Annotated in this window: 18 protein-coding genes; 7 read left to right on the top strand and 11 right to left on the bottom strand. The window is 71.3% G+C overall.

From position 1 onward, the window contains the following. The first annotated feature begins 191 nt into the window (after positions 1-191). The gene (gene serB, locus CHR28_RS28155; protein WP_094056505.1) at positions 192-1,430 is read left to right on the top strand and encodes a phosphoserine phosphatase SerB; all 1,239 of its coding nucleotides are present in this window, start codon (positions 192-194) and stop codon (positions 1,428-1,430) included. 175 nt (positions 1,431-1,605) lie between these two features. Here the strand turns inward: serB and CHR28_RS28150 are convergent, their stop codons facing one another. The 4 genes from CHR28_RS28150 to CHR28_RS28135 all read right to left on the bottom strand — a co-directional run bounded on the left by CHR28_RS28150 (position 1,606) and on the right by CHR28_RS28135 (position 4,177). Then, positions 1,606-2,124, bottom strand: coding sequence for a SixA phosphatase family protein (locus tag CHR28_RS28150; protein ID WP_094056504.1), 519 nt, complete (start codon positions 2,122-2,124; stop codon positions 1,606-1,608). A gap of 65 nt (positions 2,125-2,189) precedes the next feature. Next, on the bottom strand, positions 2,190-2,396 hold the full coding sequence (locus tag CHR28_RS28145) for a hypothetical protein (protein WP_094056503.1): 207 nt from the start codon (positions 2,394-2,396) through the stop codon (positions 2,190-2,192). A 166-nt stretch (positions 2,397-2,562) separates the two neighbouring features. Further along, positions 2,563-2,679, bottom strand: coding sequence for an SGM_5486 family transporter-associated protein (locus CHR28_RS38550; RefSeq protein ID WP_094056502.1), 117 nt, complete (start codon positions 2,677-2,679; stop codon positions 2,563-2,565). Positions 2,680-2,737: 58 nt separating this feature from the next. Next, entirely contained in the window at positions 2,738-4,177 is a 1,440-nt protein-coding gene (locus CHR28_RS28135) for a CynX/NimT family MFS transporter (protein WP_373453393.1), read from the bottom strand. A 92-nt stretch (positions 4,178-4,269) separates the two neighbouring features. Between CHR28_RS28135 and CHR28_RS28130 the strand changes: the two genes are divergently transcribed. Further along, positions 4,270-4,962 (top strand): FadR/GntR family transcriptional regulator, encoded by a 693-nt coding sequence (locus CHR28_RS28130; protein ID WP_094056500.1) that lies wholly within the window; start codon positions 4,270-4,272, stop codon positions 4,960-4,962. Here CHR28_RS28130 and CHR28_RS28125 read toward each other — a convergent pair. From CHR28_RS28125 to fabG, 3 genes are all read right to left on the bottom strand, one after another. Continuing rightward, positions 4,940-5,293 (bottom strand): hypothetical protein, encoded by a 354-nt coding sequence (locus CHR28_RS28125; RefSeq protein ID WP_094056499.1) that lies wholly within the window; start codon positions 5,291-5,293, stop codon positions 4,940-4,942. The genes CHR28_RS28130 and CHR28_RS28125 overlap by 23 nt on opposite strands. Before the next feature lie 191 nt (positions 5,294-5,484). Further along, on the bottom strand, positions 5,485-6,252 hold the full coding sequence (gene fabI, locus CHR28_RS28120; protein WP_094056498.1) for an enoyl-ACP reductase FabI: 768 nt from the start codon (positions 6,250-6,252) through the stop codon (positions 5,485-5,487). Positions 6,253-6,257: 5 nt separating this feature from the next. Further along, a complete protein-coding gene (gene fabG, locus CHR28_RS28115) occupies positions 6,258-6,977 on the bottom strand; it encodes a 3-oxoacyl-[acyl-carrier-protein] reductase (protein WP_094056497.1) in 720 nt (239 codons plus the stop codon). A 271-nt stretch (positions 6,978-7,248) separates the two neighbouring features. Between fabG and CHR28_RS28110 the strand changes: the two genes are divergently transcribed. From CHR28_RS28110 to tyrS, 3 genes are read left to right on the top strand one after another with little or no spacing between them, the layout of a single operon-like run. Next, the gene (locus CHR28_RS28110) at positions 7,249-8,772 is read left to right on the top strand and encodes a TldD/PmbA family protein (protein ID WP_094056496.1); all 1,524 of its coding nucleotides are present in this window, start codon (positions 7,249-7,251) and stop codon (positions 8,770-8,772) included. After that, positions 8,769-10,163, top strand: a complete 1,395-nt coding sequence (locus CHR28_RS28105) for a metallopeptidase TldD-related protein (protein WP_094056495.1) — start codon at positions 8,769-8,771, stop codon at positions 10,161-10,163. Before CHR28_RS28110 ends, CHR28_RS28105 begins: the two co-directional genes overlap by 4 nt. Before the next feature lie 43 nt (positions 10,164-10,206). Next, the gene (tyrS, locus tag CHR28_RS28100) at positions 10,207-11,475 is read left to right on the top strand and encodes a tyrosine--tRNA ligase (RefSeq protein WP_094056494.1); all 1,269 of its coding nucleotides are present in this window, start codon (positions 10,207-10,209) and stop codon (positions 11,473-11,475) included. A 60-nt stretch (positions 11,476-11,535) separates the two neighbouring features. On the opposite strand, the gene CHR28_RS28095 is transcribed toward tyrS, so the two are convergent. Continuing rightward, positions 11,536-11,808 carry a GlsB/YeaQ/YmgE family stress response membrane protein gene (locus CHR28_RS28095; protein ID WP_094056493.1) on the bottom strand — a complete coding sequence of 91 codons (273 nt, stop codon included), beginning with the start codon at positions 11,806-11,808 and terminating at the stop codon, positions 11,536-11,538. Between the two features lie 243 nt (positions 11,809-12,051). Between CHR28_RS28095 and CHR28_RS28090 the strand changes: the two genes are divergently transcribed. Both CHR28_RS28090 and CHR28_RS28085 read left to right on the top strand, forming a co-directional pair. Further along, entirely contained in the window at positions 12,052-12,447 is a 396-nt protein-coding gene (locus CHR28_RS28090) for a DUF3099 domain-containing protein (RefSeq protein WP_094056492.1), read from the top strand. Between the two features lie 228 nt (positions 12,448-12,675). Next, positions 12,676-12,888 (top strand): hypothetical protein, encoded by a 213-nt coding sequence (locus CHR28_RS28085; RefSeq protein ID WP_094056491.1) that lies wholly within the window; start codon positions 12,676-12,678, stop codon positions 12,886-12,888. Between the two features lie 24 nt (positions 12,889-12,912). On the opposite strand, the gene moaA is transcribed toward CHR28_RS28085, so the two are convergent. The 3 genes from moaA to CHR28_RS28070 all read right to left on the bottom strand — a co-directional run bounded on the left by moaA (position 12,913) and on the right by CHR28_RS28070 (position 16,052). Beyond that, positions 12,913-13,902, bottom strand: a complete 990-nt coding sequence (gene moaA / locus CHR28_RS28080) for a GTP 3',8-cyclase MoaA (protein ID WP_218829479.1) — start codon at positions 13,900-13,902, stop codon at positions 12,913-12,915. A gap of 171 nt (positions 13,903-14,073) precedes the next feature. Further along, positions 14,074-15,699 (bottom strand): solute symporter family protein, encoded by a 1,626-nt coding sequence (locus CHR28_RS28075; RefSeq protein ID WP_094056489.1) that lies wholly within the window; start codon positions 15,697-15,699, stop codon positions 14,074-14,076. Next, complete coding sequence (locus CHR28_RS28070) at positions 15,696-16,052, bottom strand: DUF485 domain-containing protein (protein WP_094056488.1); 357 nt, start codon at positions 16,050-16,052, stop codon at positions 15,696-15,698. Before CHR28_RS28070 ends, CHR28_RS28075 begins: the two co-directional genes overlap by 4 nt. Between the last annotated feature and the right edge of the window lie 109 nt (positions 16,053-16,161).

Below are 16,161 nucleotides of genomic sequence, written 5' to 3'. Positions count from 1 at the left end.
CGCCGCCCCCTCCGCCACCGCCGCGCACACCACGCGGCGGCCGGTGAGGCCCGCCGGTCCACGGCTCCGGCCCGCGCCTCCCGGCCCTCGTACGCAAGGTCCACGCCACCCGGCTGACACCCACTGTTCGCTGTCCGCCAGGCGGACCTCAGGGGCGGTGCGAGGCACCTGCCGGATACGGTGGAACCACCATGAGCGCTTCGCAGACCTCGTCTTCCGATGTTCCTGCCGACGTCCCCGCCGACGTCCCCACCCTGCTGGTCAAGATCTTCGGCAAGGACAGGCCCGGCATCACGGCCGGCCTCTTCGACACCCTCGCCGCCTACTCCGTCGACGTCGTCGACATCGAGCAGGTCGTCACCCGTGGCCGCATGGTGCTGTGCGCGCTCGTGACCGAGCCGCCCCCCGGCCTGGAGGGAGGCCTGCGGGCGACCGTCCACAGCTGGGCCGAGTCGATGAAGATGCAGGCGGAGATCATCTCCGGCCTCGGCGACAACCGGCCGCGCGGCCTGGGCCGCTCCCTGGTCACCGTCCTCGGGCACCCGCTCACCGCGGAGGCCACCGCGGCGATCGCCGCCCGGATCACCAAGACCGGCGGCAACATCGACCGAATCTTCCGCCTCGCCAAGTACCCCGTGACCGCGGTCGAGTTCGCCGTCTCCGGCGTGGAGACCGAGCCGCTGCGCACCGCCCTGGTGACCGACGCGGCGAAGCTCGGCATCGACGTGGCGGTGGTCGCCGCCGGCCTCTACCGGCGCGCGCAGCGCCTGGTCGTCATGGACGTCGACTCGACGCTCATCCAGGACGAGGTCATCGAGCTGTTCGCCGCGCACGCCGGCTGCGAGGACAAGGTCGCCGAGGTGACGGCGGCCGCGATGCGCGGGGAGCTGGACTTCGAGCAGTCCCTGCACGCGCGTGTGGCGCTGCTGGAGGGCCTGGACGCCTCCGTCGTGGACAAGGTGCGCAGCGAGGTGCGTCTGACGCCGGGCGCGCGCACGCTGATCCGCACGCTGAAGCGGCTGGGCTACCAAGTGGGCGTGGTCTCGGGCGGTTTCACGCAGGTCACGGACGACCTGAAGGAGCGGCTGGGGCTGGACTTCGCCCAGGCCAACACGCTGGAGATCGTCGACGGCCGGCTCACGGGCAAGGTGACCGGCGAGATCGTCGACCGCGCGGGCAAGGCGCGGCTGCTGCGCCGGTTCGCGGCCGAGGCGGGCGTGCCGCTGTCGCAGACGGTGGCGATCGGTGACGGCGCGAACGACCTGGACATGCTGAACGCGGCCGGTCTGGGGGTGGCCTTCAACGCCAAGCCGGTGGTGCGCGAGGCCGCGCACGCCGCGGTGAACTTCCCCTTCCTCGACACGGTGCTGTACCTGCTGGGCATCACGCGCGAAGAGGTCGAGGCGGCGGACACGGTCGACACCGCCTGAACAGCCCGAACCGCCCGTATAGACCGAACCGAACCTCCGGATCCCGTCCGTACTGGCCCTGGCCTTTCCGCCCCCTCCCGGACCCGTCCGGGAGGGGGCGGCGCCGGTCGGGCGCCGGGCTCGTACCCACGGAGGTCACACCGGTCGGGCCGTCCCGCTCACGCGGAGCGGGTGGTCACTCGGCCGGTGCCCAGTAGTCCCGCAGCGTGGCCACGCCCGGCTCCAGGCTCTTCCACGAGCCCGTGAACGACAGCACGGCGAAGGCGGCGGCAGGGAACCCGCGGCGGGCCATCCGCTCACGGGCGTCGCCCTCGGCCGAGCCCGCCAGGACGTCGGCGAGGCCCTGGATGCCCGGGTTGTGGCCGATCATGAGGAGGTCCTGCGCGTCGTCGGGGGTCTCGTTGAGCACGGCGATCAGCTCACCCGGCGAGGCCTCGTAGATCCGCTCCTCGTAGACGGTTTTCGGCCGCTGTGGGAACTCCTGGACGGCCAGCTTCCAGGTCTCCCGGGTGCGGACCGCCGTGGAGCACAGGGCCAGGTCGAAGGCGATGCCGGTGTCGGCGAGCCTGCGCCCGGCCTCCGCCGCGTCCATACGGCCCCGGTCGGCGAGCGGACGCTCGTGATCGGTCACCTGCGGCCAGTCGGCTTTCGCATGGCGGAAGAGGACAATCCTGCGGGGTTCTGCGACGCTCATGAGATCCAGCTTCGCATGAAACACGCCACAGGGCGCAGGGAGTTGACCACCGGCTCCGGCCGTGCTCAGCGGGCCGTCAGCTGCTGGATCCGCTCGACGAGGTGGGTGATCGCGGGATCACCCGCGGCCGCGTGCGCGTCGGACGGGTGCAGGATCAGCAGGAGCAGGGCCGTGAAGGCGAGCGCGGGCAGGGCGAGGGCCCACCAGGGCAGACGGCCGTCGGCACCGGCCCGGGTCGCCGGGTGGGGCCGGGTGTGCACAGGAGCCGACATGTCTGCCTCCGCTCTTCGAGTGGTCGGTGACCCGCCTGGCGTGGTCACATCTCGAAGCTACGGAATCCGCGGACGCCAACCCATCCGGTGATCCACCCACTTGACCCTGAGCCTCACCCCCTAGGGGACAGGGGGGCTAGCCCCACCCGGGGGTGCGGGCGCCGGATCAGGGCGAGGCGATGGACGCGATGACGGCGATGACGATGAAGATCGCGAAGAAGGCGCCGAACACGAGCAGCATCTTCTTCTGACCGTGCTGGGGATTCGGGTCGAGCACTGGCATGGGGCAAGTCTCGCACCCGCCCGGTGTGCCGCGCGCCCCGGGGTCGGGCCCCGGCGGCTCAGCGGCCCGCCTCGTCCTCCACGGTGCGGTCCCGGCCGGCCAGGACGCCGACCACCATCTGCGGGATCATCAAAGCGCTCATCAGCGCGATCGGCAGGCCCCAGCCGCCGCTGTGCTGGTACAGGACGCCGACCAGGAGGGGTCCGGGGATGGAGATCAGGTAGCCGGTGCTCTGCGCGAACGCCGACAGCTGGGCCACGCCCGGCCCGGTCTTCGCCCGCATGCCGACCATGGTCAGGGCGAGCGGGAAGGCGCAGTTGGCGATGCCGAGCAGCACGGCCCAGGCCCAGGCACCGGCGGCGGGCGCGAGGTACAGCCCGGCGTAGCCGGCGAGGCCGCAGACGCCCAGGGCGAGCACGATCGGGCCCTGGTGCGGCAGCCGCGTGGCCAGGCGGGGTATCACGAAGGCCAGGGGCACGCCCATGACCATGGTGACCGCCAGCAGCAGCCCCGCGGTCCCGGCGGGGACACCGGCGTCCCGGAAGATCTGCGCCATCCAGCCCATCGTGATGTAGGCGGCGGTGGCCTGGAGGCCGAAGAAGACGGCCAGGGCCCAGGCGGTACGGCTGCGGGTGATCCGCAATGGCGCCGCAACCGCGCGCGCCCCGTCGGGCCCGGCGGAGGCACCACGAGCTTCCACCGCGGAGGCACCGCGGGCTTCCACGGCGCCGGCAGCATGCGTGCCGGGGCCGTCGGCGGCCTGTGCCGGTGCCGCGCCGCCGGATGCCGGCTCCGCGGGCCTGTCCCCCGCCCCGGGCATCCTCGCGCGGCCCCGGACGAACGGCAGCCACGGCAGGACCGCCGCCACGGCCAGCGCCGCCCACAGGGCCAGGCCCGACTGCCAGCTGCCGCCGAGCGCGTCGGTGAGGGGCACGGTGACCGCCGCCGCGAGGGCCGTGCCGAGCGCGAGGGCCATGGAGTAGAGGCCGGTCATGGAACCGACGCGGTCGGGGAACCAGTGTTTGACGATGACCGGCATCAGGACGTTGCTGACCGCGATGCCCATGAGCGCCAGGGCGCTGGCGGCCAGGAAGCCTGCCGTGCCGCCGGTGTACGGCCGCAGCAGCAGGCCGGTGGCGATGGCGGCCATGCCGGCGCACACCACCGCGCCGGCGCCGAAGCGGCGGGCGAGCCGCGGGGCCATGACGCCGAAGACGGCGAAACACAGCGGTGGGACGGATGTGAGCAGTCCGGCCACGCTGCCGCTCATGCCGAGCCCGTCGCGGACCTCCTCCAGCAGGGCGCCGAGGCTGGTGATGGCCGGGCGGAGGTTCAGCGCGGACAGCACGATGCCCGCGACGAGCAGCCGCATCGTCCACGCGCGCGGGGACGCACCGCCCGGTCCCTCGCTGCCGTGCGCGGCAGAACTGCGCACCTTGGGGACCGTCGTCGTCCGGGGTGATGTCCGCGTCGTCGTCCGGGTTTCCTCACGAGCCATGAGGCCCATCATAGAATCATGGGATGATTGACTGTCCACTCCTGTCCGGCCCCCGGACGCCCGCCGGGCCGCCGTTCGTGCGAAGGTGAGCCATGCCCCTGAGCCATCCCCGACGTTCGGCCCTGTCCGAGCAGGTCATCGCCGCGCTGCGGGCCCAGATCACCTCGGGCGAGTGGCCGGTCGGCTCTCGCATCCCGACGGAGCCGGAACTGGTCGAGCAGCTCGGTGTCGCCCGCAACACCGTCCGTGAGGCCGTCCGCGCCCTCTCGCACAACGGCCTGCTGGACATCCGCCAGGGCTCGGGCACGTACGTCGTGGCGACGAGCGAGCTGGCGGGCGTGATGCAGCGGCGGTTCGCCGACGCCGATCCCCGGCACATCGCCGAGCTGCGCTCCACGCTGGAGTCCGCTGCCGCCCGGCTGGCCGCCGAGCGGCGCACGGAGAAGGACCTCAAGCAGCTCGACGCGCTGCTGCTGCGGCGCGAGGAGGCCTGGGAGTCGGGTGAGAAGGAGGCGTTCGTGACCGCCGACGCGACCTTCCACCTGGCCGTGGTGTCCGCCTCCCACAACGACGTGATGACGGCCATGTACGCGGACCTGGGCGAGGTGCTGCGGGACTGGCTGCGCGAGGACGTCGGCGAGGAGCTGACGCCGGAGACGCACATGGATCACGGACGGCTGCTCGACGCGATCCGCGCGGGCGACGCGGAGCGGGCGGCGGCGGAGGCCGCGCGCTATCCGTTCCTGTGCCGCCTGGGCGGGATCAGCTCCCCTTCCGGTGGCTGATCCACACCTCGTCGACCTCCTTCCAGCAGCGCCCGGTCAGCCGCACGGTCTGTGCGGGCGCGGTCGCCACCGGCGCGCTGTCGGTGTCGAGGTCCCACCAGCGGGCGCACTCGACGTGCAGGCTCACGCGGTCGGTCTCCGGATACGGGTTGTGGCAGTACGCCGTCACCGTGGAGCTGGTGACCCGGATGCGGCAGGCGGCCCCGAACGGCTCCGCCGACTCCTCGTCGCCGGCGGGCACGCGCGCGTGGGGCACCGCCTCGTACGCCAGGGTCACCACGAGAGCGACGGCGGCGAGGGACAGTGAGGCCGTTCGGCGGGACAAGCGCACAAGGGGACCTCCTCGGCCGTGCTGGGGAGGGGCTCGCGTGGTGAAACGCGTCTCCCAGACTGCCCGGTCGCGGCCCGGCCCGCCCGGCCTGCTGCGCCGAACGGGTGACGCCCCGCTCCCCCGCGCGTGCGGGGAACGGGGCGTCCGGTGCGTACGGGAAGGTGCGTACGGGGAGTTCCGTGCCGGGAGGGTCAGGCGCCGATGGCGTGCAGACCGCCGTCCACGTGGATGATCTCGCCGGTGGTCTTCGGGAACCAGTCGCTCAGCAGGGCGACGACGCCGCGACCGGCCGGCTCCGGGTCCTTCAGGTCCCACTCCAGCGGGGAACGGGAGTCCCAGACGGACGCCAGCTCGCCGAAGCCCGGGATGGACTTGGCGGCCATGGAGCCGATCGGGCCCGCCGAGATGAGGTTGCAGCGGATGTTCTGCTTGCCCAGGTCACGGGCCATGTAGCGGCTGGTGGCCTCCAGGGCGGCCTTCGCCGGGCCCATCCAGTCGTACTGCGGCCAGGCGAACTGCGCGTCGAAGGTGAGGCCGACGACCGAGCCGCCGTTCTGCATCAGCGGCAGGCAGGCCATGGTCAGCGACTTCAGGGAGTACGCCGAGACGTGCATGGCCGTGGCGACCGACTCGAACGGCGTGTTGAGGAAGTTGCCGCCGAGGGCGTCCTGCGGGGCGAAGCCGATGGAGTGGACGACGCCGTCGAGGCCGCCGAGCTCCTCGCCGACGATGTCGGCCAGGCGTCCGAGGTGCTCGTCGTTCGTGACGTCGAGCTCGATGACCTTGGTGGGCTTGGGCAGCTTCCTGGCGATGCGCTCGGTCAGCGTGGGCCGCGGGAACGCGGTCAGGATGATCTCGGCACCCTGCTCCTGGGCCAGCTTGGCGGTGTGGAAGGCGATGGAGGACTCCATCAGCACACCGGTGATCAGGACGCGCTTGCCCTCGAGAATTCCGCTCATGGTGATCAGTGACCCATTCCCAGTCCGCCGTCAACCGGGATGACGGCTCCAGTGATGTACGAGGCGTCGTCCGAGGCGAGGAACCGCACGGCCGCTGCGATCTCCTCCGGCTGGGCGTACCGGCCGAGCGGCACCTGCGACACGATGCCGGAGCGCTGCTCGTCGGTGAGCACCTTGGTCATGTCGGTGTCGACGAAGCCGGGTGCGACGACGTTGAAGGTGATGTTGCGCGAGCCCAGCTCCCGGGCGAGGGACCGCGCGAAGCCGACCAGGGCGGCCTTGGAGGCGGCGTAGTTCGCCTGCCCCGCGGAGCCGAGCAGCCCGACGACCGAGGAGATGAGGACGACGCGGCCCTTCTTGGCGCGCAGCATGCCGCGGTTGGCGCGCTTGACGACGCGGAAGGTGCCGGTGAGGTTGGTGTCGACGACCGAGGTGAAGTCCTCCTCGGACATGCGCATCAGGAGCTGGTCCTTGGTGATGCCGGCGTTGGCGACGAGGATCTCGACGGGGCCGTGGGCCTCCTCGATCTCCTTGTAGGCCTGCTCCACCTGCTCGGCGTCGGTGATGTCGCACTTGACCGCCAGGCAGCCCAGGTCTGTCAGGGCGGCGGGCGGCTCGCCCGAGCGGTACGTGATGGCGACCTTGTCGCCGGCATCGGCGAAAGCGCGGGCGATGGCGAGGCCGATGCCCCGGTTGCCTCCGGTGACGAGAACCGAGCGGCTCAACGGATCACCCTTTCGGTAGCGGTCTGATACCCCGCCCGGGCGCCTGGACGACAGGCGGCGATGACAGGCGGCTTCCTCGAAAACCTATCGGTCCCGGCACGCCCGCGGACAATCGGGCACCGACAGTGGCGTAGGGGACTCACTGTCGGGTCCCTACAGAAGGACGCGTCGATCGGCACGGAAAGTCGTGGCCCGCGCGCGGGATGGGCGACATGATCGGAGCAGTCACCAAGAACGGCAACCACGGTCACCTCGACAGAAAGAGACGGCGGTGCCTCATACCATCGACGAGGCCTTCACGGCCCTCCCCCTACGCGCCCTCGCCGACGCGGCCCTCGCACGCGCGCGTGCGCTGGGCGCCGAGCACGCGGACTTCCGGTTCGAGCGGGTGCGCAGCGCCTCCTGGCGGTTCCGGGACGCCCGGCCCGCCGGGTCGTCGGACACCACCGACCTCGGGTACGCGGTGCGGGTGGTGCACGGCGGCACCTGGGGCTTCGCGTCCGGCGTCGACCTCACCATGGACGCCGCCGCCCGGGTCGCCGGGCAGGCGGTGGCCATGGCGAAGCTGTCCGCGCAGGTGATCAAGGCGGCAGGTTCCGAAGAGCGCGTGGAGCTGGCCGACGAACCGGTGCACGCCGACAAGACGTGGATCTCCTCGTACGAGGTCGATCCGTTCACCGTGCCGGACGAGGAGAAGGCCGGGCTGATCGCGGACTGGAGCGCGCGGCTGCTCGCGGCGCGCGGGGTCGACCACGTCGACGCCTCGCTGCTCACCGTCCACGAGAACAAGTTCTACGCGGACACGGCCGGGACCGTCACCACGCAGCAGCGGGTACGGCTGCACCCGGTGTTCAACGCCGTGGCGGTCGACGAGTCCAGCGGCGAGTTCGACTCGATGCGCACCCTCGCCCCGCCCGTCGGACGCGGCTGGGAGTACCTGCGGGGCACCGGCTGGGACTGGGAGGGCGAGCTGGAGCGGATCCCGGAGCTGCTCGCCGAGAAGATGCGCGCCCCGAGCGTCGAACCGGGCCTGTACGACCTGGTCGTCGACCCGTCCAACCTGTGGCTGACCATCCACGAGTCCATCGGCCACGCCACCGAACTCGACCGGGCGCTCGGCTACGAGGCCGCCTACGCCGGCACCTCCTTCGCCACCTTCGACCAGCTGGGCAAGCTGCGCTACGGCTCGGAGCTGATGAACGTCACCGGCGACCGCACCGCCGAGCACGGCCTGGCCACCGTCGGCTACGACGACGAGGGCGTGGAGGGCCAGTCCTGGGACCTGGTCAGGAACGGCACGCTCGTGGGCTACCAGCTGGACCGGCGGATCGCGAAGCTGACCGGTTTCGATCGGTCCAACGGCTGCGCCTTCGCCGACTCCCCCGGGCACGTGCCGGTGCAGCGCATGGCGAACGTGTCGCTGCGGCCGGACCCGGCCGGGATGTCGACCGAGGACCTGATCGGGGGCGTGGAGCGCGGCATCTACGTCGTCGGGGACCGGTCCTGGTCGATCGACATGCAGCGCTACAACTTCCAGTTCACCGGGCAGCGCTTCTACCGCATCGAGAACGGGCGGCTGGCCGGGCAGCTGCGCGACGTGGCCTACCAGGCGACCACCACCGACTTCTGGGGCTCGATGGCCGCGGTGGGCGGTCCCCAGACGTATGTGCTGGGCGGTGCCTTCAACTGCGGCAAGGCCCAGCCCGGCCAGGTCGCCGCCGTGTCGCACGGCTGTCCGTCCGCCCTGTTCAAGGGCGTCAACATTCTGAACACCACGCAGGAGGCCGGTCGATGAGCGGGCGTGTCAGCAAGCCGCACGAGGTCGTGGAGCGCGCCCTCGAACTGTCCCGGGCGGACGGCTGCGTCGTCATCGCCGACGAGCACTCGTCCGCCAATCTGCGCTGGGCGGGCAACGCCCTGACCACCAACGGCGTCACGCGCGGGCGCACCCTCACCGTGGTCGCCACGGTCGACGGCAAGGAGGGCACGGCCTCGGGGGTCGTGTCCCGGTCCGCCGTGACCGCCGACGAGCTGGAGCCCCTGGTGCGGGCCGCGGAGGCCGCCGCGGACGCCGCCGGTCCCGCCGAGGACGCGCAGCCGCTGGTCACGGGCGTGGACGGGTCGCCGGAGTTCACGCAGGCGCCCGCGGAGACCTCCTCGGCCGTGTTCGCCGACTTCGCGCCGGCCCTCGGTGAGGCCTTCGCACGCGCGCGTGCGGGCGGCCGGGAGCTGTACGGCTTCGCCCACCACGAGCTGGTCTCGTCGTACCTGGGCACCTCCACGGGGCTGCGGCTGCGGCACGACCAGCCGAACGGGACGCTGGAGCTGAACGCCAAGTCGCCCGACCGGACCCGGTCCGCCTGGGCCGGGCGGTCCACGCGGGACTTCAGGGACGTCGACCCGGCCGCCATGGACGCGGAGCTGGCCGTACGCCTCGGCTGGGCCGAGCGGCGCGTGGAGCTGCCCGCGGGACGGTACGAGACGCTGCTGCCGCCGACGGCGGTGGCGGATCTGCTGATCTACCAGATGTGGTCGGCGTCGGGCCGGGACGCGGTGGAGGGCCGCACGGTCTTCTCCAAGCCGGGCGGGGGCACGCGGGTCGGCGAGAAGCTCACCGACCTGCCGCTCACCCTGCGCAGCGACCCGCACGCGCCGGGCCTGCAGACGGCGCCGTTCGTGATCGCGCACTCCTCCGGGGGCGACCAGTCGGTGTTCGACAACGGGCTGCCGCTCGCGGCCACCGAGTGGATGCGCGAGGGCGAGCTGCGGCACCTGACGACCAGCCGCCACAGCGCGGGTCTGACCGGGCTGCCCGTGGCGCCGGGCATCGACAACCTGATCCTGGACGGGGGCGAGGACCGCTCCCTGGACGAGATGGTCGCGGACACCGAGCGGGGGCTGCTGCTGACCTGCCTGTGGTACATCCGCGAGGTCGATCCGGCGACGCTGCTGCTGACGGGGCTGACCCGGGACGGCGTCTACCTGGTCGAGAACGGCGAGGTGACGGGCGAGGTGAACAACTTCCGCTTCAACGAGTCGCCGGTGGGGCTGCTGGGGCGGGCCACCGAGGCCGGGCGGACGGAGAAGACGCTGCCGAGGGAGTGGAGCGACTGGTTCACCAGGGCCGCGATGCCGGCCCTGCGGGTGCCGGATTTCAATATGAGCTCTGTCAGCCAGGGCGTATAACCTCGTACCGGATTACGAGCCCAATCGAGGAGACACGAGAACCGTGACGGACATCGTCGACGAGCTGAAGTGGCGCGGGCTGTTCGCCCTGTCCACCGACGAGGACGCTTTGCGCAAGGCGCTCGCGGACGGTCCCGTCACGTTCTATTGCGGTTTCGACCCGACCGCGCCGTCGCTGCACGTGGGGCATCTGGTGCAGGTGCTCACCGTGCGCCGGCTGCAGCAGGCCGGTCACCGGCCGCTGGCCCTGGTCGGCGGTGCGACGGGCCTGATCGGCGACCCGCGCCCCACCGCGGAGCGCACGCTGAACGACCCGGAGACGGTCGGCGGCTGGGTCGACCGGCTGCGCGCCCAGATCGAGCCCTTCCTGGACTTCGAGGGCGACAACGCGGCCGTCATGGTCAACAACCTCGACTGGACGCAGAACCTCTCCGCGATCGAGTTCCTGCGGGACATCGGCAAGCACTTCCGCGTCAACAAGATGCTGACGAAGGACTCCGTGGCCCGCCGCCTGGAGTCCTCCGAGGGCATCAGCTACACGGAGTTCAGCTACCAGCTCCTGCAGGGCATGGACTTCCTCCAGCTCTACCGGCGCTACGGCTGCACGCTCCAGCAGGGCGGCAGCGACCAGTGGGGCAACCTCACGGCGGGCCTGGACCTGATCCACCGCCTGGAGCCGGACGCCACCGTGCACGCGCTGGCGACGCCGCTGATGACGAAGGCGGACGGCACCAAGTTCGGCAAGACCGAGGGCGGAGCCGTCTGGCTCGATCCGGAGATGACGACGCCGTACGCGTTCTACCAGTTCTGGCTGAACGTGGACGACCGGGACATCTCCCGGTACCTGCGCATCCTGTCCTTCCGCTCCCGCGAGGAGCTGGAGGAGCTGGAGCGGCAGACCGAGGAGCGTCCGCAGGCCCGGGCCGCGCAGCGGGCGCTGGCCGAGGAGCTGACGACGCTGGTGCACGGCGCCGACCAGACGGCCGCCGTGATCGCCGCGTCCAAGGCGCTGTTCGGGCAGGGCGAGCTGGCGGAGCTGGACGACCGGACGCTGGCCGCGGCCCTGTCCGAGGTGCCGCACATCCAGGTGGCCGAACTCGTCCCGGCCGTCGACCTGTTCGCCGAGGTCGGCCTGGTCGCCAGCAAGTCGGCCGCGCGCCGCACGGTCAAGGAGGGCGGCGCCTACGTGAACAACGTCAAGGTCGCCGGCGAGGACGCCGTCCCCGCCAAGGAGGACCTGCTGCACGGCCGCTGGCTGGTGCTGCGCCGGGGCAAGAAGAACCTGGCCGCGGTCGAGGTCACGGGCGGCTGAGCACACGTGCGCAGGGGGCGGTCTCCGCAGCCGGAGGCCGCCCCCTGCGCCGTGCGTCCGTCAGGCGCGTCTGCTTCCCCTGGTCGCCGTCCAGGCCCGGTCGCCGAGACCGACGAGGATGATCGCCATGACCAGCTGGAAGACGTGCCGCCACCAGTCGATGCCGGATGTGGCGTCGACTCCGGCCGCCCGGGCGATGGCGTTGCCGGCGATGGCGCCGATCATGCCCAGGATGACGGTCAGCCACAGCGGCACGTGCTGCTTGCCCGGAATGATGGCCTTCGCGATCAGACCGAGTACCAGTCCTACGATGATCGCCCACAACCAGCCCATCGCTGCCTCCTCGTACGGCTCGACGTGAGCACTACGGCCAGTGTCGGCCCAGCCGCGCTACGCCGCATGCCGACGGCGCCATACGCGTGAGGGCGCAGGCCGGACGCACCGGCGGCACCGGCCCCGGTCTCGTAGCGGACGCAGACGCGGCGTAACGTGGGATCTGTCCTGGTCGGTCTCCCCCACCGGCCCGGGGCTGCTGCGGGGCGGGGAAGGTCCGATACGGGCGGATGGTGGAATGCGATGCGGAAGCAGCATGGCGGCGGCAACGTCCAGGTTTTCCGGATCACCGGCGCCCGGACTGGGCTGCAGGAGGATGTGCGCGGGCGGCAGCGCAGGTACGTGATCTCGATGTCCGTGCGCACGGTCTCGGTGATCCTCGCGGCGACCCTGTGGAACGTCGAACGGCACGTGGCCATCGTGGCGTTGGTGCTCGGGCTGGTGCTGCCGTACATCGCGGTGGTGATCGCGAACGCCGGGCGCGAGAACGCGCCGTCTCTGCCGTCGACGTTCGTGGCGCCGCCCGTGCGGCCGATGATCGCGCCGCCGGGAGCGGAGAACGGCCGGGCGGAATCCGCCGCGGAAGACGCCGTGTCGGGGACGGTGCCCGGGGCGCGGGGCGAATCGACCGAGCGATAGCGGCACCGCGAGGGCTTGCGTATCGGGCGCACAAACGGAAGTCGCCTTCTCGCCAAGCTCAGGAAAAGCTCAGATCAATCATGTTGTTCCGGTGCCGGGTCCGGGGTTACCCGTGACATACTTCGTACGCGCTCCGCATCCCCCGTCGGAGCGACGGACCGACGCCGGGCAGCTCCCCCCGTGGCTGCTCGGCGTCGCCTTTTCTGTGTGCAGTGGTGAGATGAACCTGTGAGTGACGAGACGCCCATCTGTTCCGCGAAGGGCTGCCGCGCCGATGCCGTGTGGGTGCTCGCGTGGAACAACCCGAAGATCCACACGCCGGAGCGGCGCAAGACGTGGCTCGCCTGCGAGGAGCACCGCGAGCATCTGTCGCAGTTCCTCGGGGTGCGCGGGTTCCTCAAGGACGTCGTGCCGCTGAAGGAATGGGAAGAGAGCGCCTAGATCCGCGCTCGGCGCCCGGCTCCCTCAGCCGCCGATCGCCGACATCGGGCGGTCCGGCTGGACGAACGTCGGGTCGTCCAGGCCGGCGCCTGCCTTCTTGCCCCACATCGCCAGGCGCCAGATGCGGGCGATCTCCTCGTCCGGGGCGCCCGAGCGCAGGGCGGCGCGCAGATCCGTCTCCTCGCGGGCGAACAGGCAGGTGCGTATCTGGCCGTCGGCCGTGAGGCGGGTGCGGTCGCAGGCGGCGCAGAACGGGCGGGTGACGGAGGCGATCACGCCGACCACATGCGGCCCGCCGTCGACCAGCCAGCGCTCCGCCGGGGCCGAGCCGCGCTTCTCCTCGCCCTCGGGCGTCAGCTCGAAGCGGGTGCGCAGGGAGGCCAGGATGTCGCCCGCGGTGATCATGCCGTCGCGCTTCCAGCCGTGCTGGGCGTCCAGGGGCATCTGCTCGATGAACCGCAACTCGTACTCGTGCTCCACGGCCCAGGCGAGGAGGTCCGGAGCCTCGTCGTCGTTGAGCCCCGGCATGAGGACGGAGTTGACCTTGACCGGGGTCAGGCCGGCGTCGCGGGCCGCGTCCAGGCCCTCCAGGACGTCCTTGTGGCGGTCGCGGCGGGTGAGGGTCTTGAAGACGTCCGGCCGGAGCGTGTCCAGGGAGACGTTGACCCGGTCCAGGCCCGCCGCCTTCAGGGCCGCCGCCGTGCGCTTGAGGCCGATGCCGTTGGTGGTGAGGGACATCTGGGGGCGGGGCTCCAGGGCGGCCACGCGCTCGACGATGCCGACCAGGCCGGGGCGCAGCAGGGGCTCGCCGCCGGTGAAGCGGACCTCCTCGATCCCGAGGGACGTGACCGCGATGTCGATCAGCCGGACGATCTCGTCGTCGGTCAGCAGGTCCGGCTTGGCCAGCCACTGCAGGCCCTCCTCGGGCATGCAGTACGTGCACCGCAGATTGCAGCGGTCGGTCAGCGAGACCCTCAGGTCGGTGGCCACTCGGCCGTAGGTGTCGATGAGCACGTGGGCCCCCTCCCTCGACGCGAATCGTGCCCGGAGCACTGGTTCTCCGGCACCTGTGAGCCTACGTGACCGAGCTGACAACGCCACAGACCCGATCCCACGACGTGGAACGCGGCCGCGCCGCAGGGACCTGGAGGTTCCTACGACGCGGCCGCGGGTCGAGGCTCGTGCTCAGTGGGCGCCGGTGCCGGTCAGGGACCTGACCTCCAGCTCGGCGTACTTCTTGGCGTCGGGCTCCTCCTTGGACAGGACCGTGCCGAGCCAGCCCATGAGGAAGCCGAACGGGATGGAGATGATGCCCGGGTTCTTCAGCGGGAACCAGGCGAAGTCGACCTCGGGGAACATCGCCTTGGGGTCGCCGGAGACCACGGGCGAGAACAGCACCAGGCCGACGGCGACGATCAGACCGCCGTAGATCGACCACAGGGCGCCCTGGGTGGTGAACCGCTTCCAGAACAGGCTGTAGAGGATCGTCGGCAGGTTGGCGGAGGCGGCGACCGCGAAGGCGAGGGCGACCAGGCCGGCCACGTTCAGGTCGCGGGCCAGGGCTCCCAGGCCGATGGAGATCACGCCGATGAAGACGGTCGCCCAGCGGGCCGCGCGCACCTCCTCGGCACCGGAGGCCTGTCCCTTGCGGATGACGTTGGCGTAGATGTCGTGCGCGAAGGAGGACGAGGAGGCGAGGGTGAGGCCGGCGACCACGGCGAGGATCGTCGCGAAGGCGACCGCCGAGATCGTGGCGAGCAGGATCGCGCCCCAGGCCGAGTCGACGCCGCCGAGGTGCAGGGCGAGCAGCGGGGCGGCCGTGTTGCCGGACGGGTTGGAGGCGATGATCTCGTCCTGGGAGATCAGCGCGGCGGCGCCGAAGCCGAGGGCGATGGTCATCAGGTAGAAGGCGCCGATGATGCCGATGGCCCAGTTCACGGACTTCCGGGCGGCCTTGGCGTTGGGGACCGTGTAGAAGCGGATCAGGATGTGGGGCAGGCCGGCGGTGCCGAGCACCAGGGCGATGCCGAGGGAGATGAAGTCCAGCTTGGAGGTGCCGGTCGCGCCGTACTGGAGGCCGGGCTCCAGGAAGGCGGCGCCCTTGCCGCTGTTCTCGGCGGCGGTGCCGAGCAGGTCGGAGATGTTGAAGTCGAACTTCAGCAGCACCAGGAAGGTGATCAGGATGGTGCCGCCGATGAGCAGCACGGCCTTGACCATCTGGACCCAGGTGGTGCCCTTCATGCCGCCGATGGACACGTAGACGATCATCAGGATGCCGACCAGGGCGACGATGAGGATCTTGCCCGCGTCGGAGGTGATGCCGAGCAGCAGCGAGACGAGGACGCCCGCGCCGGCCATCTGGGCCAGCAGGTAGAAGATCGACACGACGATCGTGGAGGTGCCGGCGGCGGTGCGGACCGGGCGCTGGCGCATGCGGTAGGCGAGGACGTCGCCCATGGTGTAGCGGCCGGAGTTCCTCAGCGGCTCGGCCACCAGGAGCAGGGCGACCAGCCAGGCGACCAGGAAGCCGATGGAGTACAGGAAGCCGTCGTAGCCGAAGATGGCGATGGCGCCGGCGATGCCGAGGAAGGACGCGGCGGACATGTAGTCGCCGGAGACGGCGAGGCCGTTCTGGAAGGCGCTGAACTGGCGGCCGCCGGCGTAGAAGTCGGCGGCGTCCTTGGTCTGCCGGCCGGCCCAGATGGTGATGCCGAGGGTGGCGAGGACGAACAGCGCGAACAGGGTGATGATCAGCGGGCGGTGCTCGCTGGCCTCGTTCGCGGCGAGCAGGGTCTGCTGTGCGGTGCTCATGCGCCGCCCTCCATCCGGGACTTGATGGCCTCGGCCTTGGGGTCGAGCTTCGCGGCGGCGTGCTTCGAGTACCACCAGGCGATGAGGAACGTGGTGACGAACTGGGCGACGCCGAGGACGAAGGCGACGTTGATGTTGCCGAACAGCTTGGTGCCCATCAAGCCGCCGGCGTAGTTCGACAGCAGCACGTACAGCAGGTACCAGGCGATGAAGGCGACGGTCAGCGGGAAGGCGAAGGAGCGGTAGGAGCGGCGCAGTTCACCGAACTCCGCGCTCTCCTGCACCTCGGTGAACTCCTCGGGTGAGGGGAGTTTGTGTTGCTCTTTCGAGGGGGGCGGTGCGTCGGTGGCCACGGAGTCTCCTCGCAATGACGGAAGCGGTGGGTACGGGGACGGAGGCGAGTGTCCTCGCGCTCCTTGTTCAACGTCACGGCGGCACACGGGGAGCGGTTCAACCGCGTCG

The sequence above is a fragment of the Streptomyces sp. XY006 genome (genome assembly GCF_002237655.1).
In the GTDB taxonomy this organism is placed as follows: Bacteria; Actinomycetota; Actinomycetes; order Streptomycetales; family Streptomycetaceae; genus Streptomyces; species Streptomyces levis.
This window is presented reverse-complemented; position numbering and strand designations above follow the sequence as displayed.